At 71.3% G+C, this 24,686-nt stretch carries 27 protein-coding genes; 8 read left to right on the forward strand and 19 right to left on the reverse strand.

Translation table 11 applies throughout. The features are described from left to right. Positions 1 to 73: 73 nt before the first annotated feature. Positions 74 to 808 (forward strand): alanyl-tRNA editing protein, encoded by a 735-nt coding sequence (locus ACTMTF_RS36940; protein ID WP_441114819.1) that lies wholly within the window; start codon positions 74 to 76, stop codon positions 806 to 808. Between the two features lie 147 nt (positions 809 to 955). Here the strand turns inward: ACTMTF_RS36940 and ACTMTF_RS36945 are convergent, their stop codons facing one another. Then, entirely contained in the window at positions 956 to 1,747 is a 792-nt protein-coding gene (locus tag ACTMTF_RS36945) for an ankyrin repeat domain-containing protein (protein ID WP_441114820.1), read from the reverse strand. A gap of 69 nt (positions 1,748 to 1,816) precedes the next feature. On the opposite strand from ACTMTF_RS36945, the gene ACTMTF_RS36950 reads away from it, so the two are divergent. After that, positions 1,817 to 3,433 (forward strand): DUF2207 domain-containing protein, encoded by a 1,617-nt coding sequence (locus ACTMTF_RS36950; RefSeq protein WP_441114821.1) that lies wholly within the window; start codon positions 1,817 to 1,819, stop codon positions 3,431 to 3,433. Between the two features lie 385 nt (positions 3,434 to 3,818). Here the strand turns inward: ACTMTF_RS36950 and ACTMTF_RS36955 are convergent, their stop codons facing one another. Further along, positions 3,819 to 4,961, reverse strand: a complete 1,143-nt coding sequence (locus ACTMTF_RS36955) for an asparaginase (protein WP_441114822.1) — start codon at positions 4,959 to 4,961, stop codon at positions 3,819 to 3,821. A gap of 59 nt (positions 4,962 to 5,020) precedes the next feature. Here ACTMTF_RS36955 and dtd point away from each other — a divergent pair, with 59 nt between their 5' ends. Continuing rightward, positions 5,021 to 5,446 (forward strand): D-aminoacyl-tRNA deacylase, encoded by a 426-nt coding sequence (gene dtd / locus ACTMTF_RS36960; protein WP_441114823.1) that lies wholly within the window; start codon positions 5,021 to 5,023, stop codon positions 5,444 to 5,446. A 39-nt stretch (positions 5,447 to 5,485) separates the two neighbouring features. On the opposite strand, the gene ygfZ is transcribed toward dtd, so the two are convergent. The 4 genes from ygfZ to ACTMTF_RS36980 form a co-directional block, all read right to left on the reverse strand. Further along, positions 5,486 to 6,424 carry a CAF17-like 4Fe-4S cluster assembly/insertion protein YgfZ gene (ygfZ, locus tag ACTMTF_RS36965; RefSeq protein ID WP_441114824.1) on the reverse strand — a complete coding sequence of 313 codons (939 nt, stop codon included), beginning with the start codon at positions 6,422 to 6,424 and terminating at the stop codon, positions 5,486 to 5,488. Between the two features lie 9 nt (positions 6,425 to 6,433). Continuing rightward, complete coding sequence (locus ACTMTF_RS36970) at positions 6,434 to 6,847, reverse strand: Fur family transcriptional regulator (RefSeq protein ID WP_441114825.1); 414 nt, start codon at positions 6,845 to 6,847, stop codon at positions 6,434 to 6,436. Between the two features lie 284 nt (positions 6,848 to 7,131). Further along, positions 7,132 to 7,428: a DUF2470 domain-containing protein gene (locus tag ACTMTF_RS36975; protein ID WP_441114826.1), complete on the reverse strand. Its 297-nt coding sequence runs from the start codon at positions 7,426 to 7,428 to the stop codon at positions 7,132 to 7,134. 4 nt (positions 7,429 to 7,432) lie between these two features. Further along, positions 7,433 to 7,936, reverse strand: coding sequence for an FABP family protein (locus ACTMTF_RS36980; RefSeq protein ID WP_397010951.1), 504 nt, complete (start codon positions 7,934 to 7,936; stop codon positions 7,433 to 7,435). A gap of 44 nt (positions 7,937 to 7,980) precedes the next feature. Between ACTMTF_RS36980 and ACTMTF_RS36985 the strand changes: the two genes are divergently transcribed. Further along, on the forward strand, positions 7,981 to 8,343 hold the full coding sequence (locus tag ACTMTF_RS36985; RefSeq protein WP_397010953.1) for a DsrE family protein: 363 nt from the start codon (positions 7,981 to 7,983) through the stop codon (positions 8,341 to 8,343). A 7-nt stretch (positions 8,344 to 8,350) separates the two neighbouring features. Here ACTMTF_RS36985 and ACTMTF_RS36990 read toward each other — a convergent pair whose 3' ends face one another. The 4 genes from ACTMTF_RS36990 to ACTMTF_RS37005 form a co-directional block, all read right to left on the reverse strand. Then, complete coding sequence (locus ACTMTF_RS36990) at positions 8,351 to 9,064, reverse strand: type 1 glutamine amidotransferase (protein WP_441114827.1); 714 nt, start codon at positions 9,062 to 9,064, stop codon at positions 8,351 to 8,353. Further along, positions 9,054 to 10,283: a MurT ligase domain-containing protein gene (locus tag ACTMTF_RS36995; protein ID WP_397010957.1), complete on the reverse strand. Its 1,230-nt coding sequence runs from the start codon at positions 10,281 to 10,283 to the stop codon at positions 9,054 to 9,056. The genes ACTMTF_RS36990 and ACTMTF_RS36995 overlap by 11 nt, the downstream gene beginning before the upstream one ends. Before the next feature lie 83 nt (positions 10,284 to 10,366). Continuing rightward, complete coding sequence (locus ACTMTF_RS37000; protein ID WP_441114828.1) at positions 10,367 to 13,369, reverse strand: ATP-binding protein; 3,003 nt, start codon at positions 13,367 to 13,369, stop codon at positions 10,367 to 10,369. A gap of 81 nt (positions 13,370 to 13,450) precedes the next feature. Continuing rightward, a complete protein-coding gene (locus tag ACTMTF_RS37005; RefSeq protein WP_441114829.1) occupies positions 13,451 to 15,439 on the reverse strand; it encodes a hypothetical protein in 1,989 nt (662 codons plus the stop codon). A gap of 167 nt (positions 15,440 to 15,606) precedes the next feature. On the opposite strand from ACTMTF_RS37005, the gene ACTMTF_RS37010 reads away from it, so the two are divergent. The 3 genes from ACTMTF_RS37010 to ACTMTF_RS37020 are packed head-to-tail and all read left to right on the forward strand — an operon-like array spanning position 15,607 to position 17,900. Then, on the forward strand, positions 15,607 to 16,263 hold the full coding sequence (locus ACTMTF_RS37010; RefSeq protein ID WP_441114830.1) for a hypothetical protein: 657 nt from the start codon (positions 15,607 to 15,609) through the stop codon (positions 16,261 to 16,263). Continuing rightward, positions 16,263 to 16,910, forward strand: a complete 648-nt coding sequence (locus ACTMTF_RS37015) for a hypothetical protein (RefSeq protein WP_441114831.1) — start codon at positions 16,263 to 16,265, stop codon at positions 16,908 to 16,910. The genes ACTMTF_RS37010 and ACTMTF_RS37015 overlap by 1 nt, the downstream gene beginning before the upstream one ends. 3 nt (positions 16,911 to 16,913) lie before the next feature. Then, positions 16,914 to 17,900, forward strand: a complete 987-nt coding sequence (locus ACTMTF_RS37020) for a hypothetical protein (RefSeq protein WP_441114832.1) — start codon at positions 16,914 to 16,916, stop codon at positions 17,898 to 17,900. Here ACTMTF_RS37020 and ACTMTF_RS37025 read toward each other — a convergent pair. Then, positions 17,890 to 19,149: a hypothetical protein gene (locus ACTMTF_RS37025; protein WP_441114833.1), complete on the reverse strand. Its 1,260-nt coding sequence runs from the start codon at positions 19,147 to 19,149 to the stop codon at positions 17,890 to 17,892. The two genes, ACTMTF_RS37020 and ACTMTF_RS37025, sit on opposite strands and share 11 nt — an antisense overlap. A 115-nt stretch (positions 19,150 to 19,264) precedes the next feature. After that, positions 19,265 to 20,194: an ADP-ribosylglycohydrolase family protein gene (locus ACTMTF_RS37030; RefSeq protein ID WP_441114834.1), complete on the reverse strand. Its 930-nt coding sequence runs from the start codon at positions 20,192 to 20,194 to the stop codon at positions 19,265 to 19,267. 200 nt (positions 20,195 to 20,394) lie between these two features. On the opposite strand from ACTMTF_RS37030, the gene ACTMTF_RS37035 reads away from it, so the two are divergent. Continuing rightward, a complete protein-coding gene (locus tag ACTMTF_RS37035; protein ID WP_441114835.1) occupies positions 20,395 to 20,982 on the forward strand; it encodes a helix-turn-helix domain-containing protein in 588 nt (195 codons plus the stop codon). A 3-nt stretch (positions 20,983 to 20,985) separates the two neighbouring features. On the opposite strand, the gene ACTMTF_RS37040 is transcribed toward ACTMTF_RS37035, so the two are convergent. The 7 genes from ACTMTF_RS37040 to ACTMTF_RS37070 all read right to left on the reverse strand — a co-directional run bounded on the left by ACTMTF_RS37040 (position 20,986) and on the right by ACTMTF_RS37070 (position 24,511). After that, a complete protein-coding gene (locus tag ACTMTF_RS37040) occupies positions 20,986 to 21,765 on the reverse strand; it encodes a methylated-DNA--[protein]-cysteine S-methyltransferase (protein WP_441114836.1) in 780 nt (259 codons plus the stop codon). Then, positions 21,762 to 22,313 (reverse strand): RNA polymerase sigma factor, encoded by a 552-nt coding sequence (locus ACTMTF_RS37045; RefSeq protein WP_397010977.1) that lies wholly within the window; start codon positions 22,311 to 22,313, stop codon positions 21,762 to 21,764. Before ACTMTF_RS37045 ends, ACTMTF_RS37040 begins: the two co-directional genes overlap by 4 nt. Before the next feature lie 94 nt (positions 22,314 to 22,407). Continuing rightward, on the reverse strand, positions 22,408 to 22,707 hold the full coding sequence (locus ACTMTF_RS37050; RefSeq protein ID WP_397010979.1) for a DUF1416 domain-containing protein: 300 nt from the start codon (positions 22,705 to 22,707) through the stop codon (positions 22,408 to 22,410). Continuing rightward, complete coding sequence (locus ACTMTF_RS37055; RefSeq protein WP_397010981.1) at positions 22,707 to 23,546, reverse strand: sulfurtransferase; 840 nt, start codon at positions 23,544 to 23,546, stop codon at positions 22,707 to 22,709. Before ACTMTF_RS37055 ends, ACTMTF_RS37050 begins: the two co-directional genes overlap by 1 nt. Then, positions 23,543 to 23,956 carry a DUF4395 domain-containing protein gene (locus ACTMTF_RS37060; protein WP_397010983.1) on the reverse strand — a complete coding sequence of 138 codons (414 nt, stop codon included), beginning with the start codon at positions 23,954 to 23,956 and terminating at the stop codon, positions 23,543 to 23,545. The genes ACTMTF_RS37055 and ACTMTF_RS37060 overlap by 4 nt, the downstream gene beginning before the upstream one ends. Before the next feature lie 61 nt (positions 23,957 to 24,017). Continuing rightward, on the reverse strand, positions 24,018 to 24,101 hold the full coding sequence (locus tag ACTMTF_RS37065) for a putative leader peptide (protein WP_350668905.1): 84 nt from the start codon (positions 24,099 to 24,101) through the stop codon (positions 24,018 to 24,020). A gap of 32 nt (positions 24,102 to 24,133) precedes the next feature. Beyond that, on the reverse strand, positions 24,134 to 24,511 hold the full coding sequence (locus ACTMTF_RS37070) for a TlpA family protein disulfide reductase (protein WP_441114837.1): 378 nt from the start codon (positions 24,509 to 24,511) through the stop codon (positions 24,134 to 24,136). Positions 24,512 to 24,686: the final 175 nt, after the last annotated feature.

Below are 24,686 nucleotides of genomic sequence, written 5' to 3' on the forward strand. Positions count from 1 at the left end.
CGGCTGCCCGGGCGATGAAGGGGAGATGCATCAGACCACGCATGTACCACCTCGAAAGCTCTAGGCTGCTGGTATGACCAGCGATCTCCACGGGCGCACGCAACGGCTTGAGCTGTCCGACCAGAACCTTCGCGACTTCGAAGCCGTCGTCCTCGACTCCACCCCTGAGGGGATCGTGGTGAACAGGTCGGCATTCTATCCAGGGGGCGGCGGCCAGCCTGCGGATCACGGAGTTCTCCTCTGGCAAGGGGTGGAAACTCGCATCGTCGGGGTGCGCAAAGGCGACGATCTCTACCTGATCCCGGCAGAGGACGACCCGGTGCCCCCGGTCGGCACGGTCGTGCGGGCAGCCGTGGCCGACGAGCGCCGCTCCGCCCTCATGCGCACCCACTCCGGCCTGCACGTGCTCTGCGGGGTCGTCTTCCGCGACTACGGTTGCCTGGTCACCGGGGGCAACATGGAGCCGATGACCGCCAGGATGGACTTCAACCTGCCGGAGGTGCCGGCGGGCTTCAAGGAGGCGGTCGAGGCGGCCTGCAACGCCGAGATCGTCGCCGACCGGCGCATCGACGTGCGCGTCCTGCCGCGCGAGGAGGCGTTCGCCATCCCCGACATCATCCGCACCGCCACCAACCTGGTGCCGCCGGAGGTGCAGGAGGTCCGCATCGTCGACATCAACGGCCTGGACACCCAGGCCGACGGCGGCACCCACGTCGCCTCCACCAAGCAGATCGGCCGCGTCAAGGTGACCAAGGTGGAGAGCAAGGGCCGCGGCTTCCGCCGCCTCCGCATCGCCATCGCCGACTGACGGCGCCCGCTCAGCGCTCCTGCTTGACCGCGCCCGCCCAGCGCCCCCTACTCGACCGCGCCCGGCCAGCGCTCCCTGCTTGAGCGCGCCCGCTCAGCGCCCCCACTCGAGCGCGCCCGCTCAGCGCCCCCTGATCGGCCGCGCCGCTCAGAGGTCCTGGTACGAGTGCGCGCCCATGCTGCGTAGCCAGGCGGCTACGGCGGTGAAGCCGTGGCGCTCGGCCGCGTCCAGGGGCGTCAGCGGCTCCCAGGACGGCACCCAGTCCACGGTGGCGCCCCGCGCCAGCAGATGCTCGGCCACCTGACGCCGGCCGCCGTGGCAGGCGTACCAGAAGGCCAGGTCGACCTCGTCCTGACCGGAGACCGTGACCTGGTCCAGCAGGCCGAGGGCGGCGGCGTGGCGAGGCTCGACGGCCGCGCCCCGCGCCACCAGCCGCCTGGCCGCCTCCCACTGCGCGAACGCCACCGCGTCCGCGAGCGCCGTCCCGCCCGCGATGACCGCACCCCGCGCCTCGATGTCGGCGCCCGCGTCCAGGAGCGCGTCCAGCGCCTCGACGTCGTCGCTGCTCGCCGCCCAGTGCAGCGGGGTCTCGGCATGCCCGCCGCGAGCGCCTCGTTCGTCGGATTCGCCGTACTCGCCGTGCTCTCCGTGCTCGTCGTGCTCGCCGCGCTCCTGGTGCTCGGGCTGGTCGCCGCCGAAGGGGGCGTTGACGTCGGCGCCCGCGTCGACGAGCGCGGCGATCGTCTCGGCGACGTTCGGGAAGTGGCCCGGCCAGTCGGTGGCCACGTGCAGGAGCGTACGAGATCCGTCCACGCGGGCGGTGGCCAGCGCCGGGTCGGACGCCAGCAGTCGCCGGAGCGCGGGCACGTCACCCGACCGGATCGCCTGGACCGCGCCGGGCCCGCTGATCGGTCCCTCCGCGTGCGGAGTGCTGCTCATCGGTTCCTCCTGGCGCATGTGGACTCCATCTTCGGGGGTTGTCGGGGGGAACCGCTAGCATGTGCGGCCATGACGGGTTTCAGGCACATGCTGGCTGCGCTGGGGGCCATCGCTCTGGTGGTGGCCTCTGCGTCCGCCACTCCCGCCATGGCGGCGGCAGGGATCACCGACGAGGTGACGATGACCCTCGGCAAGGGTGGCACCCTGCACGTCGTAGAGAAGATCAGCGGCGCCGAGGGAGAGCTCAAGCGGACGTTCCTGACCAGGACGCGCTACGACGACACCAGCGACCGGCTGTACGAGATCTCCGGCGTCAAGGGCGGCAAGCTCACCGGCGACGTGCTGACTGTGACGGCTCCGGCCACCGTCGAGTACGACGTCAAGGGCGCCGTGACCGCGACGGGCGGCATGGAGGAGCTGCGCTGGTTCGCGGTCAACGGCTGGAACACCGCCGTCGCCAAGGCCACAGTCAAGATCAACGGTCCCGGCCAGGTGCAGAGCCTGTCGTGCTTCGCCGGTGAGCTGACCTCGGCCATCGGCTGCACCTCCGCCTCCATGGACCACTCCGCGACCCGGGCCGACTTCGAGCAGGCGGGCCTCGCTCCCGGCCAGGCGCTCACCGTGGTCGTCGGCTTCCCGCGGGGCGCCAGCGGCGGGCAGCCGATCATCGACAGGCGTTTCTCGCTGGCCGCCGCCTTCGCCCTCAGCCCGGTCACCGGCGGCGCGCTGGCCGCCCTGCTGGTGCTGCTCCTCGGCGGCCTGGCCGCGCTGTACTGGACGCGCGGCCGGGACGCCCGGATCGTCGACCATGAGAGGGGCGCGGTCGACCCGGTGCGGGACGGCCACTTCTCCCCGCCCGACGGGGTGCGGCCCGGCCAGATCGGCACCCTGGTCGACGAGCAGGCCGACGTGGTCGACGTGACGGCCACGATCGTTGACCTCGCCGTACGCGGCTACCTCCGCATCGACGAGCAGCAGCGGCAGACGTACGACGCCCCGGACTGGATGCTGGTCAAGCAGCCCCACGCGCCCGTGGCCGCGCTGCTCCCCTACGAGCGGGCCCTGTACGACGCGATCTTCGACGCGCGGGACGCGGTGCTGCTGTCGCATCTGTCCGGCTCGTTCGCCGCCCATCTGGGCAAGGTCCGCGACGCGCTGTACGCCGACGTGGTCTCGCAGGGCTGGTTCGCCCGCCGCCCCGACGCCGAGCGCACCCGCTGGACCACGATCGGCGCGGTCGTCATGGTCGTGGGTGTTCTCGCCACGGCCGCGCTGGCCTGGTTGACGACCTACGGCCTGATCGGGCTGGCGCTGATCATCGCGGGCGGGGCGCTGTCCGTGGGCGGGCAGTACATGCCGGCCAAGACCGCCAAGGGCTCGGCGGCGCTGGCGCACACCCTGGGGTTCCGCGAATTCCTCTTCTCGGGTGACCTGGGTGACGTGCCGGAGAAACAGCGGGTGGAGCTGTTCTCCCGTTATCTGCCGTACGCCGTGATCTTCGACGGGGTGGAGCACTGGTCGCGCGTCGTCGCCTCGGTCACCGGCAACGGCTCACCCTCGGACAACCTCTACTGGTATCACGGGCCGGCCGAGTGGGACCTGTCGAAGTTCGCCGGTTCGATGCGCACGTTCACCACGACGACCTCGGGCGCGATCTCGGCCACCCGCCAGTTCCGCACCCTCTAGTGGCGGAGACGCAGCTCCAACGGAGACGCAACTTCGACGGATGCACAACTTCGACGGAACGCGACTCTAACGGACACGCAGCCCTAGCGGATGCGCGGGATTTACAGACGCGCATCTCCAACAGGCACGTAGCTCTAGACGGACGCGCGAGGACCAGGGGACACGCAGGCCAGCGCAACGCAGGGGCTAGCGAACGCAGGGCCAGCGGACGCGCAGGGGCTAGCGAACGCAGGCGCGCAGCGCCGCCGGGGCCGCTGCCAGGGACCGCTAACGGACGCGCGGAGACTAGCGGACGCGCACCTCGTACAGGCGCGCAGCGCCGCCGGAGCCGTCTGCAGGGGCCGCTCTAACGGACGCGGAGCTCGCCGACTTGGCGGCAACCGCTCTAACGGACCCGGAGCTCGCCGACTGGGCGGCCACCGCCCAGTACGGGCTGCGTGGCCAGCGCGTCCAGTTCGGGCGAGGTGAGCCCGAGCGTGCGCAGCGCCGCCACAGTGAGCGGGGTGCGCCCGCGTCCGGCGCCGTCCTCGACCTTGATGACGCCCGCGCGCCCGTCCTCGAACACGAAGGCTTGAAAGCCCTCCGCCCCGGCCTTGACCACCAGGCCGGGCAGGGCACGCATGAGCGCCGCCTCGGGCCGGTGGGTGCCGGACGTCCAGTCGGGATGAGCCCGCATGGCGTCGAAGACCACCCGCGGCCGCCTGCCCGCAGTGCTCACAGTGCTCACAGGGTCGACCTGGGTGCCCTCGTCAGTGCCGCCCTCAGCGCGCCCTCCTGTGCGACCCCCAGCGCGCCTTCCTTCGCCGCCCTCAGCACCACCCTCGTCGCGGCCCTCAGCACGGCCCTCAGCGCCATCCTCTCCACGGCCCTCTGCACGGCCCTGAGCACGGCCCCCGACGTCGTGCTCGGTGCGTTCGCCCGCACCGTCGTCTGTGCCCGCTTCTGTGCTCAATGCGAGTGCGGCGAAGGCTCTGGCCACGCCCAGCATCGAGACGAAGAACAGCGGTGCCCCGCACCCGTCCACGCCGGAGGCCACCATCCGCTCGCCCGTCAACTCCTCCACGGTGGCGCGGATCGCCCGCTGCAGCGGATGCGGCGGCTCCAGGTAGGTCGCCAGCGGCCAGTCGTTCTGTACGCAGGTGGCCAGCATCGCGGCGTGCTTGCCGGAGCAGTTCATGTAGACGCGGCCCCGGTCGGTGACCGCTCTGTCCTCGGGGTAGTCCTCCGGGCACCGCAGCGCCGACTCATCCAGCCCGGCCCCCGCGAGGATCTTCCTGACGCCCTCGACGTGATAGGGCTCGCCCGCGTGGGAGGCGCAGGCCAGGGCGAGCAGCTCGCCGCTCAGGCCCAGCCCGGCGCGGAGCATGCCGAGCGCCTGCAGCGGCTTCATCGACGAACGCGGCGAGGCCGGCACGTGCACCGCGCCGTGCGCCTCGACAGGACGGCCGGCCGCGTCCAAGGTCAGCATCCGGGCCTGGTGCCTGGACTCCACGAACCCGGACCTGACGACCTCCACAACCAGCGACATCTGCCACCCCTTTCGCGCAGAGTCTACGGAGCACCGCATCTGCGCCAGAATGGGATCCCATGCGAGCAGTGGTACAGCGAGTGAGCTCAGCGTCCGTGACGGTCGACGGGCAGGTCATCGGCGTGATCGACGAGCCCGGCCTGCTCGTGCTGGTCGGTGTCACTCACGCCGACACGCGCGCGGAAGCGGCCCGGCTCGCCGCCAAATTGTGGGGGCTGCGCATCCTGCACGGCGAGAAGTCCTGCTCCGACGTCTCGGCGCCGCTCCTGGTGATCAGCCAGTTCACCCTGTACGGCGACGCGCGCAAGGGCAGGCGTCCCACCTGGCAGGCCGCCGCTCCGGGCCCCGTCGCCGAGCCCCTGGTGGACGCCGTGATCGAGGAGTTGCGCGGGCTCGGCGCGCACGTGCAGACCGGCAGTTTCGGCGCCGACATGCAGGTCTCCCTCGTCAACGACGGCCCGATCACCCTCGTCCTGGACGTCTGACCGCAGGACGACGGCCCGATCATCCAGGACGTCCGACCCTCAGCGGATGCGGCGGCGCAGGGCCGGGTCGATGGTGACGTTGCGGCCCGCGTCGGGCGGCACGATGACCTCCTGGGCGGCGGCGACTCCCCCGGCCAGCAGCGTCGCGTCCACCGGAACGGTCCGCTTGACCAGGGCCAGGGCGATGGGCCCCAGCTCGTAGTGGCGGGCGGCGGATCCGACGGTGCCGACCTCCTGGCTCTCGAAGATGACCGGTGCGCCGTGCGGGGGCAGCGTGTCGACACTGCCGTCCAGGTGCAGGAAGACCAGGCGGCGCGGCGGATGGCCCACGTTGTGCACCCTGGCGACGGTCTCCTGACCTCGGTAGCAGCCCTTGTTGAGGTGGACGGCCGAGCCGATCCAGCCGACCTCGTGGGGGATCGTCTTGTGGTCGGTGTCGAAGCCGGCCCGGGGCCGGTGCTCCTCGATCCGCAGCGCCTCGTAGGCCCACAACCCGGCCAGCGGCCTGCCCAGGTGGTCGGGCAGCTCGGCCCGCGGCACCAGGAAGTCCTCCGTCGCCGAGGACAGCACCGCCAGGTCCTCGGCCAGGGACACCTCCACGCGGAGCATGAACCGCATCCGGTCGAGATAGTCGATCAGCGTCGCCGAGGTGCCCGGCTCGACGTGGGCCAGCACCGCCGTGCCGTCGTCCACCATCGTCAGGTGGTGCTCCAGCCGGCCCTGCGCGTCGAGCAGGAGCGTCTGCGTCCATTCGCCGGGGGCCAGGGTGTCGAGTTTCTGGGAGGTCAGGTCGTTGAGCCATTTCAGCCGGTCGGCCCCCGCGACGCGGATCACCTCGCGGTTGCTGCGGTCCACGACCGCCTCACCCTTGACCAGGACGCGCTGCTCGGCGAACAGGTCGCCGTAGTGGGCGGCGACGTCGGCGTCAGGACCGTCGGCGGCGACGGCGCCGGGCAGATCGAGCAGAGGGCTACGCATGCCTCCAGGTTAACGGCAGTTGTGACAGCGTCCGAAGACGGTCAGGTGTCGTACGTCGGCCTCGAAACCCAACTCGTCGTCCAGGCCTTTGACCAGGCCTTCGGCCAGCTGCGGGCGCACCTCACCGACCTCGCCGCAGCCCCGGCACACCAGGTGCACGTGGTCGGCGTCGGCCGCCAGGTGGTAGGTGGGGGCGCCGTGGCCGAGGTGGGTGTGGGTGACCATGCCGAGCTCTTCGAGCAGCTCCAGCGTGCGGTAGACGGTCGAGATGTTGACGCCGCGGGCGGTCTGGCGGACCTTGACGCAGATCTCCTCGGGAGTGCCGTGCTCCAGCTCCTTGACCGCCTCCAGCACGAGCTGCCGCTGCGGAGTCACCCGATAGCCCTTGGCGCGAAGCTCCTCATGCCACTGCGTCTCCGTCATGTCCCGAGTGTACGGCCGATGGTTATTCGCTTGCCTCGTCCGCGCGTGACCGCATAGCTTCTGCAGTACGCGGAAAGGAGGTGGTCCAAACAATGGTGATTCATGATTGGACTAGCGAGGTGGTTGTCCGCTAACGACGCGGACTTGTTGTCTCGAGTCGTTCGCGAGTACGAGGCAACCACCGGGGCCCCTGGCAGCCGGAGGACGGGATCCGATCCCGGCCTTAGTCCATCCGGCCCACCTGCTCGGCAGGCGGAACGTTGCCCGGGGCCCTTCTTCAGTTCTCAGTGCTCTCCCCTGGCGGGGATGCCCAGCTCACGGCAGGCGTCGCGGTAGAGGCGGACCACGGCCATGCGCACCTGTGCGCGCTCGGTCAGGCTCTCCCCCCATGCCACCCTGACCTGCTCGCCGCCGTCGACGGTGAACTCGATGGCCTCCGCGTCGACCCCGCTCGTCACCGCCGTGGTGGCCTCCGGCCTGCCGCCGAGACCCCGCACGATGATCAGTGCGTCGTCGGCGTGATCGTCGTTCATGTGGCGTTTGATCGCCTCCACCGCGTCCGCGGTGAACGGAGAGCTCATCTGGTCAACCCACCTTCTTCAGCTCCGCCGACATGTGCGACGTCAGCGGCTGTCCCATGGCGGCCATGTCGTACGCCCACATCAGATTTCCCTTGACCAGGCCGTACAGGCGGCGTCCGGCGGTGTACTCCTTGGCCGTCGCCGTGCGCGCCACCACGTCCGTCTGCAGCTCGATCTTGTGGAAGACGACCTCGCCGACGTAGACCTCCACGACGCCGGTCGGGTGCGCCAGCACCACCTCAAGCTGCCGGTCGGCCCGCGACCGCCAGTAGCCGGACTCCGTGGCCAGCGGCCTGACCCGGTTGCCGTCCTCGTCCAGCAGCCAGGTGCGGCTCACGTAACTGAGAAAGGGCTTGCCGTTGTGGCCGAACTCGATCTCCTGACCGAAGTTGAAGCTCTCGATCGTCGGGTAGCCCCCGACGCCCGCGCCCTCCCACCGGCCCAGCAGAAAGGCGATCGGCTCCAGGTCGGGGTGCACCGGCACCGGCTCCTCGTGTTCTACTCCCATGGTGCCCAACCCTATTGACTCCGCCGGGGACTAAGGTGACGGGCATGGCACGATCACTGGTGATCAAAGTGACAGCAGGCGCCGACGCACCCGAGCGCTGCAACCAGGCGTTCACGGTCGCGGCGGCCGCCCTCGCGAGCGGCGTCCCGGTGTCGCTCTGGCTGACCGGGGAGTCCGCCTGGTTCGCCCTTCCGGGCAAGGCCAAGGAGCTCACCCTTGCGCACGCCGTACCCCTGCCGGATCTCCTGGACGCCGTCCTCGCGGGCGGCCGGGTGACCCTGTGCACGCAGTGCGCGGCCCGCCGCGACATCACCGTCGACGACGTGATCGACGGTGTCCGCATCGCCGGCGCCCCGACCTTCGTCGAGGAAGCCATCGCGGAGGGCGCGCAGGCGCTGGTCTACTGACCTGGGATCACTGGGCGAGCACGGCGCCGAGGCGCTCCTGGCGGAGTTGCTCGTAGCGGGTGTCGTCCAGGGGGGCGAGCTCGCCGGCCCGCCAGGAGAGCAGCAGGTCGGCCAGGGCGGGGTTGCGGGCCAGGGCGGGGCCGTGGAGGTAGGTGCCGACCACGTGGCCGGCGTAGCAGCCTTCGAAGCCGTCGCCGTTGCCGACGCCCTTGATCGTCTGGGACAGGGGCTTGACGCCGGGGCCGAGGCTGGTGACGCCCATGTGGTTCTCGAAGCCGGTCAGGGTGGGCAGGCCGAGGTTGGCGTCCACCTCCGCGACCAGCTCGCCGACTGCGCGGGCGGGGCCGCGGGTGCTGGCGATGTCGAGCAGGCCGATGCCGTCGACCGGCTGGCCTTCCTCACCGCCGAATGTGCTGCCCATGATCTGGTAGCCGGCGCACACGGCCAGCATCGCGGCGCCGTGCGCGATGGCGCGGTGGAGGCCGCCGTCACGGCGCAGGCGCTCGGCCGCGAGGATCTGCGGACGGTCTTCGCCGCCGCCGATGAGGTAGATGTCACCCGATTCCGGCACCGGGTCGGCGGAGCGGACGTGGATGGTCTCGGTCTCGATGCCCCTGCGCTGCGCCCGGTGCTCCAGGACGAGCACGTTGCCCTGGTCGCCGTAGGTGCTCAGCAGGTCAGGGTAGATCCAGACGATGCGCAGGGCGCTGTCAGACGGCACGACCGAACTCCGATCGGATCTGCTGGAAGGCGGTGTAGTTGGCGATCACGTCGACCCGGCCGGGCGGCTGCATGGCCAGCGCCTCGGAGAAGGAGGTGCAGGTGGCGAACGGCACGTCGGCCACTTCGAGCCGCAACGCCAGGTCGAGCCGGCGCTCGCCGGTGATGAACACGGGACGTCCGCGCAGGATGCGGTAGTCGACGTCCCACAGCCAGGAGGTGTCGCGCCCGTCGGGGCCCTTGGCGTTGACCGACAGGATGATCGGCAGGCCGGGGTCGCTGACGTCGAACGCCTCCAGCCAGCCCGCCGGGTTCTTGGCCAGCAGCAGCCGGGCCTGGCGGCCGTCGCGCTCGACCGTGGTGTAGCGGCCGGCGACCGAGGTGACCTCGCGCAGGCTGGGCAGCGCCTGATCCACCGGCAGGCCGAACGCCTCGGCCACGGCCAGCGCCATCGCGGCGTTGGAGCGGTTGGCCAGGCCGGGGAGCTGGATGTCGAGCAGCCACCGCTCGCCGCGCGGGTCGATGACCGCGTCGTCGTCGAGGATCCACTGCGGCTCGGGCCGGTGGAAGGTGCACTCGCGGCAGGCCCAGTCGACGTCCTTGCGCTCCAGCGGGCCGCCGCACTCCGGACAGCTCCAGGAGTCTTCTTTCCAGCGCTGGCCGCCGGCGACCCAGGTGACCTTGGCCGCGGTGGAGGCACCCCAGGTGACGAGCGGGTCGTCGCAGTTGGCGATGACGTGGGTGGGCTTGCCCGACAGGGCCTTGCGCCACTTCTGTGCCAGGAGCCAGATCTCCGCGGCCCGGTCCATCTGGTCGCGGCTGAGGTTCATCAGGCAGACGACGCTCGCGCCGGTGGTGTCGAGGACCTCCGGCAGGTATTTCTCGTCGACCTCCAGCACCCCGTAGGGGGCGCCCTTCTGCTGCGACAGCGCGGAGACGTGACCGGCGGGCATGTTGGCGCCGAACGCGTTGGTGGCCACCTGCCCCAGCCGCAGCAGCGCCGAGGTGATCAGCCTCGTCGTGGTCGTCTTGCCGTTGGTCGCGCTGACCAGGGCCAGCTTGCGATCACGGGCGAGCTGGCGGAGCAGATCGGGCTCGAGCATCAGGCCGACCCGTCCGCCGATCACCGAGCCGTCGCCGCGCCCGGTCATCCTGGACAGCGTCGCGGCACTGCGGCCCAGGGCGCTCGCGAGCTGAGCCCGTAGTGGAAGCTGGGTCATGTACAGGGATCCTAGTCGTCATCGGGGGCGTGGCACCTCCATCTGACGGTCGGCGACACGTCCGATTCGGGTGATTCGCCAAGTCAGCTGGATTCAGCGAAGGAGATCTCCGGAGCGCCGCCCTGCTCGAACGGGAGCACGAACCTGCGCGGCCACGACAGGACCCCTTCCAGCCACCCGGCGCCCATCGTCTGGCCGACATGGCGGAGCCGGGCCTGCGTCTCGATCCCCACGGCGACCGTGGTGATGTCCCGCTGGACGCTCTCGCTCTCGTCGTCGCCCAGGATGACCCGCCACGCCAGCGCCCTGTTGTGGTCCACCTCCATCGACAGCGGGTGGTGACGCAGGGCCTTGGCGCGGTGGCCGAGCAGCTCGGTGCGCGCGAGGTCACCCGAGCCGTTGCCGTTGCCGTTGCCAGTGCCGGGACCAGGGCTGTCGCCGTTGGGCTGCCGGCGGAAGAGCGCATACTCCATCGGAGGCGCGGGGCTGCGCAGGTCGGGCGCGGGCCTGCCGTACGGGAAGAGTCTGTCGACCTCGTGCAGCCAGCGCACCTGCGGGATGACCCACGAGGCGCCGGGGCGTTCGCCGCCGTTGTCCAGGGTGGCGAGCAGGCGGGTGGCCGTCTCCGCGGCCTTCTCGGTGAGCAGCGCCGGGTCGAACCAGCTCCGCAGCGACCAGGCGCGCCGCTGCACCGAGCGTTCGACGAGGGTGGCCAGCAGGCACTCCCTGCGCCGGGCCGGCAGCTCGGCCCAGGCCGCCGCCAGCGAGCGCGGCACGCCGGGCAGCGGCCGGTTGCTGACGAAGGCGAGCACGACCGTGTCGCACCAGATGCGCAGCCAGGCCCACTCCGGCGCGTCGGCCAGCACGTCGGCCTCGCGCAGCTCGACCAGCGTGCACGCCTGCCCGGTGCGGCACTGGCCGCCGCACGCCGCCGACCTGCGGCCGCGGATCGGCGGGGGCGGGCTGGTCAGCAGCTTCTCGCGGCTCTCGCCGAGCGGCACGCGCACGCGCAGCGGCCGGTCCATGCCGTCGGCGAACACCGCCGCGTCGCCCGGCGGCAGCGAGACGACCTGGCGGGACTGCTCCTCGCTGAGGTTCATCGCCGCGCCGACGAGCTGCCTGTCGTCCTCCGCGGGCAGCCGGTGCACGACCTTCAGCGCGGTGTTCTTGACCACGTCGGAGACGAGCTTGGTGGGGATCTGCTCGGCCACCACGATGCCCTCGCCGTACGCCCTGATCTCGGCGAGCATGCCGGCGAGCAGTTCGACGGCGTGGGTGGCGGCCCGGCCGGCGCCGCGGTCGCGCAGCAGCCGGTGCGCCTCCTCGATGACGATGACGTGCCGCAGGTCGGTGGACTTCTCCTGCCTGGCGCGCATCCGCAGGTGCTCCACGATCCTGATGATCAGCGTGCCCATGAGGAACGCCTTGTCCTCGTCGTTGGCCACGTCCTCGATCGCCAGCACCACGTTGCGCCGCAGCAGCCCGCCGATGTCGGCCGGGTGGCCGCCCTCGAAGAAGCGCCCGGCGGAGCCGACGCGCAGCGAGCGCAGCCGGAGCGAGATGAAGCCTTCGACGTCGGCCTGCACCTCGCGCCCGTAGCCGATCTCCTTGATCACATCCATCGCGTGCTGCTGGAGCTGCTCCAGGGTGGGCACGCTGGGCGGCACCTTCGAGCCGGGCACCGCGCCGCCGGTGACCACGTCCCAGCCGGTGGCCTCGTAGACCCGCTGCAGCGCCAGCGACATGATCTGCGGGAACGGCTCCTCGGCGTCGAAGGCGGCCATGAACAGCGCCCGCACCATGTCGATGTGCGCCTGGACCGGGTATCCGGGCTCCGGTTCCAGCGGGTTGATGCTGAACGGCACGCCGCCGGGCGCGGACGGGTTGATCACCGTGACGGGCCCGTGCGACTCGACGCGGCCGGCCATGGCGGCGTACTCCGACTTGGCGGCCTCGATGGCCAGCCAGGGGATGTTCGCGTGGCTGAGCTGCTCCAGCAGGTGCCTGACGGTCTGCGACTTGCCGGAGCCGGTGGCGCCGGTGACGAAGGCGTGCCGGTTGAGCGTGGCCAGCGGCACCCGGAACGAGCCGACGGCTCGGTCCTGGCCGTCGAGGATCTCACCGAGCTCCAGCTCGCCGTCCTCGGCCTCCGAGGTCACGTCGAAGAACCCGGAGTCGAGCACCCGTACGCCCGGCACCTCGCGGCGGGGCAGCCCGGCCAGCGCGGCCAGCGCTCCGGCCGTCGCGGCGAACGGAGCGGCGGCGCCGTCGGCGGGGTCCTGCATGGTGATCGCCAGCGCGTCCGCCAGGGCGTACACAGATCCCTGGGCGCTGCGCAGCCGGTAGGGGTGGTGGCTCATCTCGACCGAGCCGACCAGCACGGGGGCGATCTGGCGCAGCTCCTCGGCGGTGGCGCCGCCGGCCAGCACCCGCGTGTTCCACAGCCCCGCCTCGCGGAAGGCGTCGAGCTCCTGCATGCGCCGTTCGGCCCGTTCGGCGTCGAACCTGGACCGCTCCGAGGCGTCGCCGTACTGCCTGAGCACGTTGAGCTGGGTGCGCAGGTGGGCCACCTCGGCGTCCAGCAGGTCGGTCGGCTCGGCCACGACCAGCCAGGCGAACGGCCGGGACATCAGCGTGACCAGGGTCGACTCGAACAAGGTGGGGCGTTTCAGCTCGTCGGGATCGCCGCCGTACTCACGCCGGCCGCCGAGCGGCGGCGCCTGGCGGCCCGGACACGGCGTCCACACCAGGTCGGCCAGGTCGGCCAGGTACTCCTCGTCGAGCTCGACGCCGCGCGCGCCACCGGGGAAGAGCAACGGCTGCGGGCCGCCCGGCCGGCCGGGCGCGTCGTGCGCCCGGCGCGGCTGGCGCGGCGGTGACAGCGGCCCCGCGTTGGTGATCAGTTCGAGCGGCGCGCCGGAGCCCCGGGAGAGCCAGCCGATGACGAACGGCCGGTCGCGCTGCGCGGCCGAGAGCACGGCGGGCAGCACGGTGACGAAATCCCACTCTGCCGACGAGCTACGCGAGGGTGCGGCGATCGACTGGATTCGGTACCAGGGACCGCTCAGCGACACACTCGACTGCATTTCATCCCCCCACAGACGGTTGTTAGTAAAACTCCGCCGCCCGTCAGCGCATCACCTCGACATTGACCATTTCATTGACCGTCATTGCCTGTCCTTGCGCCAGTCCAGGCGTGGCGGTGGTGGCCCGAGGTTCGGCGGGGGGTCCGCGTCGCCGCTGCCGGCCGCACCGCCGGCCGCACTGCCGGCGCCGTTGCCGGCTGCGCGCTCGACGGCGGTGCGGGCTTCGCGGACGTCGTCCAGCTCACCGAGCGTGGTCTTGGGGAAGGTCAGTATGGCCGGGTTCGCGTCGGCCAGGCGGACCCGCCTGCCCTCCGCGGTGGCGTCGGTGACGATCACGGACGTGGTGGGCAGCTGCTGGAGCTGGTGCGGCTCGACGAGGAACTCCCGCGAGCGCTGCAGCACCCGCTCCTTCTCGGAGATCTTGTCGGCGGTCCGGCCCCACTCGGTCGACTCGGTGATGTCCTCGGCCAGGTCGGCATGGCTCTCGGCGCGCTGTTCTGCGGAGTCGTCGAGCTGGTCGATGGTGGAGGTGTAGCCGCCGTCGAGGCCGGGCAGCGACTCGCTGATCGTCTCGGTGAGCTGGGCGAGCTCCAGCCGGTGCTCGGTGCCGACGTGCTCGCTGGCGACCCGGGCGTCCTCGGCGTTGCCCAGGCGCATGAAGGCGACCGCGGCGTGGCCCCTGCCGAGCCGCTCGCGGACGGTCGGGGTGAGCGACCGGTAGGTCAGCACGAGCCCCGTCCTGGAGGTCTCACAGGCGTCCATCAGCCGGTCCAGCACGTCGCCGCGGAGCTTGTCCGCGCCCGCCACGATGATCGTGTGGTACCAGGGCCGGTCGGAGGCGGGCGACTGGCGCAGGATGTGGGTCAGGGCCGTCGCGACGTACGTGCCGAGCACCCGATTGCCGAACACGCCGGCCTGCCGGTCCATGCTGACGACCCGGAGCCTGGCGGGCGGCAGGCGGACGGCCTGCGTGCCGAGCGTCTCCAGTTTGCGCAGCTGCGACTCCAGCGCCCAGGCCCGCTCGATCACCACCCGGTCGCTCACGCCGCGCCCGAACAGGGTGCCGATCCGCTCCAGCTGGCTGGCGGTGATCAGGCCGAACCGCAGGTCCTCGCGCGGGTCGCCGACCTGCGCCAGCGCCCGGAGCGCGGCGGTGACCTGACTGATCGTGGCGTTGTCGCCGAGCACCTCCAGCACCCGCTCCAGGATGGCGTTGTCGAAGCTGAGGTCGCGGGTGCTGCGGTGCTCCTCGCTGACGCTGACCACGTGCGCGAGGACGTCGGCGAACGCCTCGGGCTTGAGCGTGGCGCCCAGGTCGAGCCTGGGCAGGTCGACCGGCAGCACCCACACGAGCGGATCGTCCCCGCCCTTACGGGCCAGCTCGATCAGGTCCTTGGCGATCGCGCCCTCCGACAGGTCGAGCACGGTCAGGTGGCCGCCGCTGTAGAGCCGGGTGGCGCCGAGCAGCGTGATCAGCGCCGACCAGCCGGGCAGCGTGCCCCCGGCCACGTCGATGCGGTCGATGTCGTCGGGCACCGCGACGGCGTACCAGGTGAGCTGGCGGTCGTGGCGCTCCTTGACCTCCTGCCACTCCCGGTAGCGCTGCGCGTGCTCCTCCTGGGCGCGGAACAGCTCCTTGTCACGTTCCTGACGCTGTCTGTCATCCCTCGCCTGCTGCTCGTGGACCCGGTGCTTGACCGCCCGGTCGCCCTGCAGCAGGGCGTAGCTGCAGATGGCCGCCACGCCGCCGGTCGCCAGCATGCCGATGAGCGCGAAGGACCAGCCGAGATAGTCCGTCATGGCCAGCGTGAGCAGGAACAGGGTGAGCAGGAGCATGAACATCCGGACCCGCCGCACCGGCCGGTTGAGCATGTCCTCCTGCAGGCGCTCGCGGCGCAGCAGCTCGGCCTGTTGCTCCGCGTCCGTGTCGCCCTTGACGGAGTCGCTCTCCTCGGCGGGCGACGGCCGCTTCGGGGGAGGCCCCGGGTCGGGGTGCACCAGGATGTACTGCCAGCCCAGGTAGATACGGTCAGCCTGCAGCTGTGCGTGATCGGGATGCACGTCCGCCACGTGACCCCCTCCGGCTGCGCTGTGTCGTCAGTAGGGTCGGTGTCCCTCCGCTCCGTGACAGCGTATGAGTTACAACCCCTGCTGCGGCAGGGTTCTCGGCAATTCGACCAGCACAATGGGCGCATTGGGGTGAGTGGGACAAGTGTGACCTATTACCATCGATACCCATGACGGAACCCTCCGGCGGCAGCGACAGGCACAGACGCCCCGTAGTGGTGCCCGTGCTCGCCCTGGTGACCCTCACCGCCGTCGGCGTCGTCGCTCTGCTGGGCGGCCTCGACGAGCGCCCCGAAACCCCGCCACCACAGCTCAAGGCCGGGCAGAGCGTGGACCTGGGCCAGTTCGACGCCCAGTTCATCGAGTCCACGATGACGATCGAGCCGGCCGCGAACCAGTTCGCCAAGGAGAAGCGCTTCCTCGACGTGGTGTTCAAGGTGACGAACAAGACCGACAAGACCCTCCTCGTGGGCAGCCTGCCGACCGACAAGAGCTCCGGCTACAGCTTCGGCGGGGCCCTGCTGAAGATGACCCCGCAGATCAAGAGCGAGGTCGGGGGCCGGTTGTTCGTCCTGTCCAAGGGCGTACAGTCCTCGCAGTTGCATCCTGACGTCGCCGCGACCGTGATCGCCCGCTATGAGCTGGACGGTACGGCCACCCCGCCGGAGCAGGTGACCTACGACGTGGCCGCGTACGAGGAGATGGAGAACCCGCTGACCGGTGTCGTCACCTGGCTGGTGCCGTCCGAGGGGGGATTCGTCGGCAAGGCGGAGGTGAAGAAGGTGGCCGCGACCGTCACCCTGCCCGTGAAGCAGGAGGGGACGTGATGACGACCACCGACGAGGTGCGCACCGGGCCCCCGCCCGGGGCGCGGCGGGAGCGCCCGCGCCGCCGGGCGGCCGCCACGGTGGTCAACACCCTGGTCGGCCTGGTCCTGGTCGCCGGCGCCGTGGCCGTGCAGTCGCGGGAGATGTCCCAGGCGGAGATGGACGCGCCGCTCACCTACGTGGGCGCGAAGGACGAGGCGGTCGACGCCGGCCGGTTCGCGGTGCGCGTGAAGAAGGTGTCCACGGCCAGGACGGTCAAGAGCCGGGACAAGATCGTGGAAACCGAGCAGGTGTTCCTGGTGATCGAGGCGGAGGCCACCGTGCCCAAGGACCCGGTACACCTGGCGCCGCCCACCCTGCTCGCCGCCGACGGCAAGAAGTTCGTCGCCACCGACAAGGTCGACGAGAGCCAGACGCTGGTCAACCCGTGGATCCAGCCGGGCTGGTGGGCGTCGGGCAGATTCGTCTTCGAGGTGCCGCCCGCCGCGCTGCCGGGCGCGCAGGCCGTGTTCCAGTTGCCGACCGGCGGCTTCTACGTCGAGCCGCTGCCGCCGGAGGCGCAGGTGGACCTCGGCATCGACGAGGCCGCCGCCAAGAAGCTCAGCTCCGCGCCCGCGGACGTCGTCGACCTGGACGAGAAGAAGTAGGCCATGAGCACGAACGATTCGGAGCGCGACTGGTTCGCCCCACCGCCCAGCCAGCCCACCCAGCCACCGCAGCCCGCACCACCGCCCCGGGACCCGCAGGCGCCCCAGGCACCCCAGGCACCCCAGGGGCCGGCTCGGCCGCGCCGGGGCCAGCATCGGCAGCCGGGCGGTCAGCCCTTCTCGCCCGGCGCTCCGCCCCGGCGGCCCCGTGGCACGGCCCCGTTCCCGGACCAGCAGGTGTGGCCGCCGCCGCGGAAGCAGTCGGTCAGCGCCGCGACCCAGCCGATCCCGGCCATCACGAGCGCCGGGCCGCTGCCGTCCTCGGCCCCACCCCCCTCACCGCCGCCTCCGCAAGAGCCGGCGCCCGAGCCGACGCCCGAACCGGCGCCTGCCTCCGAGCCCGCCGCCGCCGTTCGGCCGCCCGCCCGGCGGGGCCGGACGCTGCTGCTGGGAGTCGGCGCGGTGGTCGCCTTCACGCTGGGCATGGGCCTGCCGACGGCCGACCGCTACCTGTTCTACAAGAGCGGCCAGCCGGGCGAGACCGTGCACGTGGTGCCGGTCGGACAGCAGGTGACGTACGAGCACGTGACGTGGCTGACCGTGGTCGAGCCGACGCCGCCGCCGGCGGGCACCACCCACAACACCCCCGACAAGCAGTGGCTCAAAATCACCGTCACCCGCAAGGCCGCCGACGAGGCCGGCACCGTCCTCACCGGCAGGCCCGAGCTGACCGTACGGGACAAGCGCGAGCGCACCTGGCAGGTGGAGATCATCGAGGACAACCTGCCCACCGACAAGCACGAGGTACACCGGGCCTACGACTACACCGCGCTGGCCGTGGTGCCCAAGGCGGTGGCCGACGAGGTGGAGCTGCACCTGGAGCCGAACATCACCTACCGCTCGGACACGCCCACCGAGAAGCTCCTGGAGGTCAAGCCGGAGGACGAGGAGAAGGCCGCCAGGAACGACGTGCTGATCTTCAGGCGGTGATGTCCTCGCCCCGCAGCCGTGCCCTGGTGGCCGCGATGTCGAACGCCGCGGCCAGCACGCTGAAGGACAGGGCGGTCACCAGCAGGTCCAGGACGAACCCGATGGGATGGCCGACGAACAGCCACATGAACGGCACGTCCGAGCCGATCAGCGTGTAGATGGCCCGCGTCAGATAGTCGACGCCCACGTGGAGGCCCGTGTACAGCAGGCACACGAGGCCGAACAGCGTCGCGCCGCCCTTCACCGTGATCCTGAAGGCGTTGACCACGGGCACCCAGCGCTCCACGAAGCCGCCCACGACCCGGTCCACGGCCCGCTGGGTGATCGAGTGGCTGCCCTCCAGCTTGTCGACGCCCTTCTCCAGCTTCGTGCCGCGCACCGCCCTGCGCATGTCGTCCACGGAGGCGCCGAAGACCAGCACGGCCACCGCCAGCCAGGTGAGCGGCACGGCGAGCGCGTCCACCGCGTACGGCCACACGTCGGCGACCCAGGCCCAGAACGCCTCCCAGCCGGGGACGCTCTCCTTGGCCTGCTCCCAGGCGTCCGTCGCGCCGCCCACGACGGCTCGCTGACCGGCCCAGTCGCCCCGCAGCGCCGACAGGTTGTAGAGGGCGTTCAGCGCGCAGAACACGAAGGAGAACTCCGCAAAGGCGGCGGCGACGCCGGTGGCCCCGCCCTTGCCGTTCTCCACCATGCGCGAGAACAGCGCGCGCAGCCCGAAGGTGACGGCCATCGCCGCGAGCGAGACCCGCCAGTCCAGACTGACCAGACCCACGCCGTACGTGACCGCCTCGTTCGTGCCGTTGGCCGCGTTGTTCAGGATGGGCGTGTAGAAGTTGTCGTCGAGGTTGTGGAGCAGGTCCATCTGCTGAAAGTCGGCCGCGTCCTCGATGTGCAGCGACCAGGCCATGTAGATGACCGCGAAGGCCGGCGCCACCCGGTTGAGCGAACGCCACAGCTTCTCCGGCGGCTGCCCGTCCGCCTGGCGCGCCTGGGTCTCCCAGAGCACGCGGCGCAGCGACAGGAACATGCCCGTGATCATCGTCATCGAGATCAGGATCACCACGGTCAGCAGCACGTAGGCGGCGACCAGGCGCGCCTGGTAGAAATCGCCGTGCTGGATCTCCGAGGCCAGGTAGAGCGTGGCCCAGCGAGCCAGCTCACCCGCCGAGAACCAGAGGATCAACGGCAGCGCGCATCGCCCCGCAAGCCTGAGGGCGTGCAGGGGCAACGAGAAGGGGGACGGCATCTTCTGAGCCGGTATAGGCCCAGGTCGGGGAGGTGCCATCACACCTGACGATCCGGACATCTGCTGAATCGTATCGTTCTGCTCCATCTGGCGCAGCAGCAACGTGCACAGCCCGCTAGGCGCGGCTCTCCAGGCGCCGGGCCAGATCCACCAGCTCCGGCAGGCGCAGCACCCGACCCCCCGCCCCCGGCAGAGGCACGTGCAGCGGCTCGGTCCAGCGCGCCGGGATCGCCGCGAAACCGTAGACCGCCCCCGCCAGGCCACCGGTCACCGCGCCCACCGTGTCGGTGTCGCCGCCCAGGTCGACCGCGGCCCGCAGCGCCTCCTCCAGCCCCGACGTGCCGCGCAACGCCCACACGGCCGAACCGAGGCAGGGCCAGATCGCGCCGTTGAACTCGGTGGCCTGCTCGGGGTGCCAGTCCGGCGCCAGCACGACGGCGTAGCGCTCCCGGTGCTGCGCGGGGACGTGCGTGAGCACGTCGGGCACGGCTTCGACGGGATCGCCGCCGTCGAGCGCCACCCGCAGCAGCTCGTGGTAGACGGCCGTGCCCGCCCAGGCGGCCGGGTCGCCGTGGGTCAGCGCCGCGATGCGCCGGGCGGCGTCCATGGTCGCCTCACGCCCGTCGGCGGCGAAGTAGACGGCCGAGGTGGTGGCCCGCATGAGCGAGCCGTTACCGGCGGCGCGGCGCGTGCTCTGGAAGTGGAAGCCCGCCGCCAGGTCCCACGGCATGCCGTTGGTGAGCACTTCCTCGGTCTGCAGGCCGATGTCCTTGGGATCGTCGGCGGCCCACCGCTGGAACCGGGCGAAGACATCGGGCAGGTCCAGCCCGCCGCACTCCAGCAGCGACTCGGCCAGGTGCACGGCCATCTGGGTGTCGTCGGTGGCCTCTCCAGGCTCCCAGCCGCCGCCACCGCACATCTCCCCGCCTCCGGCGGGGAACCGGCCGCTGAACGCGCCGGCGGGCCCGAACTCGAAGGGGGCTCCCAGCGCGTCACCCACGGCCGATCCCACGACCGCGCCCACGGCACGTTCCCTACGGTCCATCTCTGCAGCGTATCGACGCCCCGCCGACCTCCTCACAGCGGTTCCGCCCCACCGCTTCCAGCGCGATCGAGGCGCGGCGGCGGCAGGATGCGGGATCGGCGTACAGCGCCGGGACAGCAGCGAGCGGGATGGGAGTACGGTGCCGGGATCGGTGCGGGCGTGGGCTCCCGATCCGGGCGTGGGTACGGCACGATGGCGGGATGAAGCCGCCCGCACTGGACACCGACCCGCGCGTGGTCGGCCAACGGGTCCGGCAACTGCGCCAGGCGCGCGGGGTCTCGCTGTCGGAGCTCGCCAGACGAGCGGGCATCGGCAAGGCCACGCTCTCCGGCGTGGAGACCGGCACCCGCAACCCCACGCTGGAGACGCTCTGGGCCATCACCGCCCAGCTCGGGGTGCCGATCGGGGCGATCCTCGACGCACCTCCCGAGCCGCGGATCGTGCGGGGCACGGCCGTCGAGGCGGCGCTGCTGGAGGTGTTCGAGGACGACACGGTCACCTACGAGCTCTATCGCCTGCGCGTGCCGCCCGGCATCACCCAGACCTCCCCGGCCCATCTCGCGGGCGCCAGCGAGCACATCACGGTCTTCAACGGCACCCTGACGGCGGGCCCGCTGGACGCGCCCCTGACGGCCGGCCCCGGCGACCACATCTGCTGGCGCTCCGACGTGCCCCACAGCTACCGCGCCACCGGCGCCGAGGTCGTCCACGCCACCCTCCTCATGCGCTATGCCGCCACCCCCGGACGCCCTCACCCCGCCCCGCCCGCGGACCTCCAGGCCTACTGACGGTCAGGCGGCGGCGGGCCGGCAGGTGCGGCAGGGCCTGTAGCCGGCCGTGCGGGCCTGGCCGAGGGTGCGGAAGCCGTGGCGGTGCGCGGGGGTGATGCGGCGGGCGTTGTGGCAGGTCGGGAAGCAGACCACGCCTGTGGTGTCGCTGGCCAGGTAGAAGACCCGCTCGCGGGCCAGGGCGCGGAGGCGGTCGAGGTCCACGCCCTCGGCTGCGAGAAGCCGTTCCTTAGCGGCCGGGCCGAAGACGTACTCCCCTACGCCCCCGTCGGAGCGGGTCACCCGGTGACAGGGGATGAGCAGCGGTACCGGGTTGCCCGCCAGGGCCGTGCCCACCGCTCGGACCGCCCTCGGCCTGCCGATCCGCTGGGCGATCCAGGCGTAGGGCCGTACCTCGCCTCTGGGGATGGCGCGGGCGGCGAGCAGCACGTCACGCTGGAAGTCGCTCAGCCCGCGCAGGTCCAGCGACAGCCCTGCGGCGCGGCCGGTGCGCAGGGCCGGCACCAGGCCCGCCGGTGGCCTGGCGGCGGGCAGCAGCGGGCGGCCGAACCGCTTTCTGAACGACTCGGCGAACCCGTCCACGCCCTCGTGCACGTACACGATCCCGTGGTCGGTGAAGGCCACGTCGACCTCCCCGATCGGCCCCGGCACGCGCACCCGGCGCGCCGCGATCCGGTCGAGCAGCTCTTCGGGCGCGTCGGTGGCCAACGCCGCCAGCCCGGCGAGCAACGGGTCGCGATCCTCGCCGGTCGTCGGGTCCGGGGTTGTCGGTCGCGGGGTCATCGGGTGCCTCCCAGTGCGCGCAGCCGCTTCAGGCCGCGCGATACGTGCGACTTCACGGTCCCTTGCGGGATCTTGAGTACCGTGGCGATCTCGCTCACCGGCAGGTCGACGACGTGCCGGAGGACGACCGCCGCTCGCTGCTCCGCCGGCAGCAGGCCGAGCAGTGCCTGCAGCTCGTCGCCCGTCTCGCGGCGCACGGCCGCGTCCTCGACGCTCTCGCGGGGGTCGGCTGTCTCGACGGGGACCTCGTGCAGGTCGGGGGGCGGTTTACGGGATCTGGTCCGGGCGCAGTTGCGCCAGAGGTTCATCAGGATCGTCATCAGCCAGGCTCTCGGCTGCAACTCGGCGATGCGGTCGCGATCGTATCCGGCCAGCGCCCGGTAGGCCCGCAGGAACGCCTCCGCGGTCAGGTCCTCCGCGTCGGCCCACCGGCCGCTGAGGCGCAGCGCGGTGGTGAACACGAGCCCGCGGTGCGCGGCGAACAGCTCGGCGAACCCCTCGTCGAGGTCGTCCAGCAGCGCCTTGCGCACGGGATCGAGACAGTCCATGTGGCTCACATCAGGTACAACACCGCGCGCCTCGATCTCGTTGCACGCGAAAGGCCCGCGTCCGGAGAACGCGGGCCTTTCACTGAAGAACGGGTCAGACGGCCACAGCCAGCTCGGACACTTCGCCGAGCTTGGCCTCCACCTGGACGTCCCTGGTGACGCCGCCGCCCGCGATGATGCGGACGGTCCAGTCGCCGGGGCCGGCGAAGAAGCGGAAGACGCCCTCGTCGGACACGACCACCTCGCCGGTGAACTCACCGGTGTGGTCCAGCAGCCGCGCGTAGGCGGTGCCGGCGCCGGTGACCCGGCCCTGGATCACGGCCTGGTTGGAAAGATCGATTCCGGCCGGCAGCGCGATCGTCTGCTCCGGCGCTCCGCAACCCTGTGCAGTCATCAGCGGGCCTCTCCCAGCTCGATCGGCACGCCCACGAGCGAGCCGTATTCGGTCCATGAACCGTCATAGTTGGTCACGTTCGCCTGGTCGAGCAGCTCGTGCAGCACGAACCAGGTGTGCGCGGACCGCTCGCCGATGCGGCAGTAGGCGATCGTGTCCTTGGCGAAGTCGACGCCGGCCGCCTCGTAGAGGCTGCGCAGGTCGTCGTCGGACTTGAAGGTGCCGTCGTCGTTGGCCGCCTTGGACCACGGGATGTTGCGGGCGGTGGGCACGTGGCCGCCGCGCTGCGCGGACTCCTGCGGCAGGTGGGCCGGGGCGAGCAGCTTGCCGGTGAACTCGTCGGGCGAGCGGACGTCGACCAGGTTGAGCTTGCCGATCGCGGCCACCACGTCATCGCGGAAGGCGCGGATGCTGGTGTCCTCGCCGGAGACGACGTACTGGGTCTTGTCGCGCTGCGGCACGTCCTTGACCAGCTGGCGGGAGTCGAGCTCCCACTTCTTACGGCCACCGTCGAGCAGCTTCACCTGGTCGTGGCCGTACAGCTTGAAGTACCAGTAGGCGTAGGCGGCGAACCAGTTGTTGTTGCCGCCGTAGAGGACGACGGTGTCGTCGTTGGAGATGCCGCGCTCGGAGAGCAGGGCCTCGAATCCCGTCTTGTCGACGAAGTCACGGCGGACCGGGTCCTGCAGGTCCTGCTTCCAGTCGATCTTCACGGCACCACGGATGTGGCCCTTGTCATAGGCGCTGGTGTCCTCGTCGACCTCGACGAGCACGATCCCGGGCGTGTCGAGGTTGGACTCGACCCATTCGGCATCTACCAGGACGGCAGAGCGGCTCATTGGGAAACCTCCATTTTGGCGGCGGGTAGTAGACGGCGAATCAGCAGGTACAGCTCGCAGCCAAGGCAGAATCCGAAGGCTGCGTTGAGGAATGCGGCGAGGAGAGCCGCAGCCGTGGCCACCATGGCCAGCGGTGTGATCCCCAGGGCGTATCCGGCCAGCCCCGCGACCGCGAAGACGAGCCCCACCCCCTGCGCGAAGCGCGGCGGGCGGGCGTCCTCGGTCTCCTTCGGGACGCTCCTGACGAGCGCCTTGAAGAGCATTCCGTACGGCGAGCGGCCGGTCGTGCCGAGTGCGAACACCACCGTCTGGGCGGCGAGCAGCCAAGCGCTGCCCGTCACCAGGACGAGGGCGAGGATCGCGGTGGTCAAGGCCGCGCCGAAGCGCAACGCTCTAGGGTCGGTACGCATCGTGGGATGCTCCCTGAAGGGGTCGGATTGGGGCGGATCGAATATCCGCGCGAGACCGTCCTCAGGCAGCGCGACAGAGCGCGGTGGCCACGCGGCAGAAATCAACCGCGCGCCGCTTCGTCAGCAGCTCTGTCGATGGGTTCATGGTGACGACAGTACTCGTCGTCTCGGCATCTGTCACATCTCGTCCGAGTCCTGAGACGTGCCATGAGACGGGTCGTACGGGCGGTTCTGTGGAGGGGCGGCGGGGACGGCCTGGGCGAGCGCGTTCAGCACGTCGGCCTTGCGTGGCTGGCCCGAGGCCTTTTTCATGATATTTCCGGAACTGTCGAGGACGAACACCGTCGGCGTGCGCAGCACGTCGAGCCGCCGCACCAGGTCCAGGCGGGACTCGGCGTCGACCTCCACGTGCGCGACCCCGGGCACCAGAGCGCTCACGTCGGCCAGCACCCGGCGTGTCGCCCGGCACGGCTGACAGAAGGCGCTGGAGAACTGCACCAGCGTGGCCCGCTCTCCCAGCGGCGCCCCCAGATCACCCCCGGTGAGCCGGCTCACCGACCCCCCTCCATCCGGCGAACCACCGCCCGAGCCCCCCGCATCACCCGAACCACCGCCCGAGCCCCCCGCATCACCCGAACCACCGCCCGAGCTCCCCGCATCACCCGAACCCCCGTCCAAGCCACCACTAGCTCGGTCAGCCGAACCGCCCGCCATCCGCTCACCGTCCTCA

Origin of the sequence: Nonomuraea sp. ZG12 (assembly GCF_052068115.1) — a bacterium.
Taxonomy (GTDB): Bacteria; Actinomycetota; Actinomycetes; order Streptosporangiales; family Streptosporangiaceae; genus Nonomuraea.

Excerpts from the sequence above, each read along its gene's own strand:
- ACTMTF_RS36995 (WP_397010957.1), bottom strand. The coding sequence starts at position 10,283 with ATGACCCAGCTTCCACTACGGGCTCAGCTCGCGAGCGCCCTGGGCCGC.
- ACTMTF_RS37055 (WP_397010981.1), bottom strand. The coding sequence starts at position 23,546 with ATGAGCCGCTCTGCCGTCCTGGTAGATGCCGAATGGGTCGAGTCCAAC.
- ACTMTF_RS36950 (WP_441114821.1), top strand. The coding sequence starts at position 1,817 with ATGACGGGTTTCAGGCACATGCTGGCTGCGCTGGGGGCCATCGCTCTG.
- ACTMTF_RS36945 (WP_441114820.1), bottom strand. The coding sequence starts at position 1,747 with ATGAGCAGCACTCCGCACGCGGAGGGACCGATCAGCGGGCCCGGCGCG.
- ACTMTF_RS37060 (WP_397010983.1), bottom strand. The coding sequence starts at position 23,956 with ATGCGTACCGACCCTAGAGCGTTGCGCTTCGGCGCGGCCTTGACCACC.
- ACTMTF_RS37000 (WP_441114828.1), bottom strand. The coding sequence starts at position 13,369 with ATGCAGTCGAGTGTGTCGCTGAGCGGTCCCTGGTACCGAATCCAGTCG.
- ygfZ (WP_441114824.1), bottom strand. The coding sequence starts at position 6,424 with ATGCGTAGCCCTCTGCTCGATCTGCCCGGCGCCGTCGCCGCCGACGGT.
- ACTMTF_RS36985 (WP_397010953.1), top strand. The coding sequence starts at position 7,981 with ATGGCACGATCACTGGTGATCAAAGTGACAGCAGGCGCCGACGCACCC.
- ACTMTF_RS36970 (WP_441114825.1), bottom strand. The coding sequence starts at position 6,847 with ATGACGGAGACGCAGTGGCATGAGGAGCTTCGCGCCAAGGGCTATCGG.
- ACTMTF_RS37065 (WP_350668905.1), bottom strand. The coding sequence starts at position 24,101 with ATGAACCCATCGACAGAGCTGCTGACGAAGCGGCGCGCGGTTGATTTC.
- ACTMTF_RS36975 (WP_441114826.1), bottom strand. The coding sequence starts at position 7,428 with ATGAGCTCTCCGTTCACCGCGGACGCGGTGGAGGCGATCAAACGCCAC.
- ACTMTF_RS37040 (WP_441114836.1), bottom strand. The coding sequence starts at position 21,765 with ATGACCCCGCGACCGACAACCCCGGACCCGACGACCGGCGAGGATCGC.
- ACTMTF_RS37050 (WP_397010979.1), bottom strand. The coding sequence starts at position 22,707 with ATGACTGCACAGGGTTGCGGAGCGCCGGAGCAGACGATCGCGCTGCCG.
- ACTMTF_RS37045 (WP_397010977.1), bottom strand. The coding sequence starts at position 22,313 with ATGGACTGTCTCGATCCCGTGCGCAAGGCGCTGCTGGACGACCTCGAC.
- ACTMTF_RS37015 (WP_441114831.1), top strand. The coding sequence starts at position 16,263 with ATGACGACCACCGACGAGGTGCGCACCGGGCCCCCGCCCGGGGCGCGG.
- ACTMTF_RS37035 (WP_441114835.1), top strand. The coding sequence starts at position 20,395 with ATGAAGCCGCCCGCACTGGACACCGACCCGCGCGTGGTCGGCCAACGG.
- ACTMTF_RS37030 (WP_441114834.1), bottom strand. The coding sequence starts at position 20,194 with ATGGACCGTAGGGAACGTGCCGTGGGCGCGGTCGTGGGATCGGCCGTG.
- ACTMTF_RS37010 (WP_441114830.1), top strand. The coding sequence starts at position 15,607 with ATGACGGAACCCTCCGGCGGCAGCGACAGGCACAGACGCCCCGTAGTG.
- ACTMTF_RS36940 (WP_441114819.1), top strand. The coding sequence starts at position 74 with ATGACCAGCGATCTCCACGGGCGCACGCAACGGCTTGAGCTGTCCGAC.
- ACTMTF_RS36955 (WP_441114822.1), bottom strand. The coding sequence starts at position 4,961 with ATGTCGCTGGTTGTGGAGGTCGTCAGGTCCGGGTTCGTGGAGTCCAGG.
- ACTMTF_RS36980 (WP_397010951.1), bottom strand. The coding sequence starts at position 7,936 with ATGGGAGTAGAACACGAGGAGCCGGTGCCGGTGCACCCCGACCTGGAG.
- dtd (WP_441114823.1), top strand. The coding sequence starts at position 5,021 with ATGCGAGCAGTGGTACAGCGAGTGAGCTCAGCGTCCGTGACGGTCGAC.
- ACTMTF_RS37020 (WP_441114832.1), top strand. The coding sequence starts at position 16,914 with ATGAGCACGAACGATTCGGAGCGCGACTGGTTCGCCCCACCGCCCAGC.
- ACTMTF_RS37025 (WP_441114833.1), bottom strand. The coding sequence starts at position 19,149 with ATGCCGTCCCCCTTCTCGTTGCCCCTGCACGCCCTCAGGCTTGCGGGG.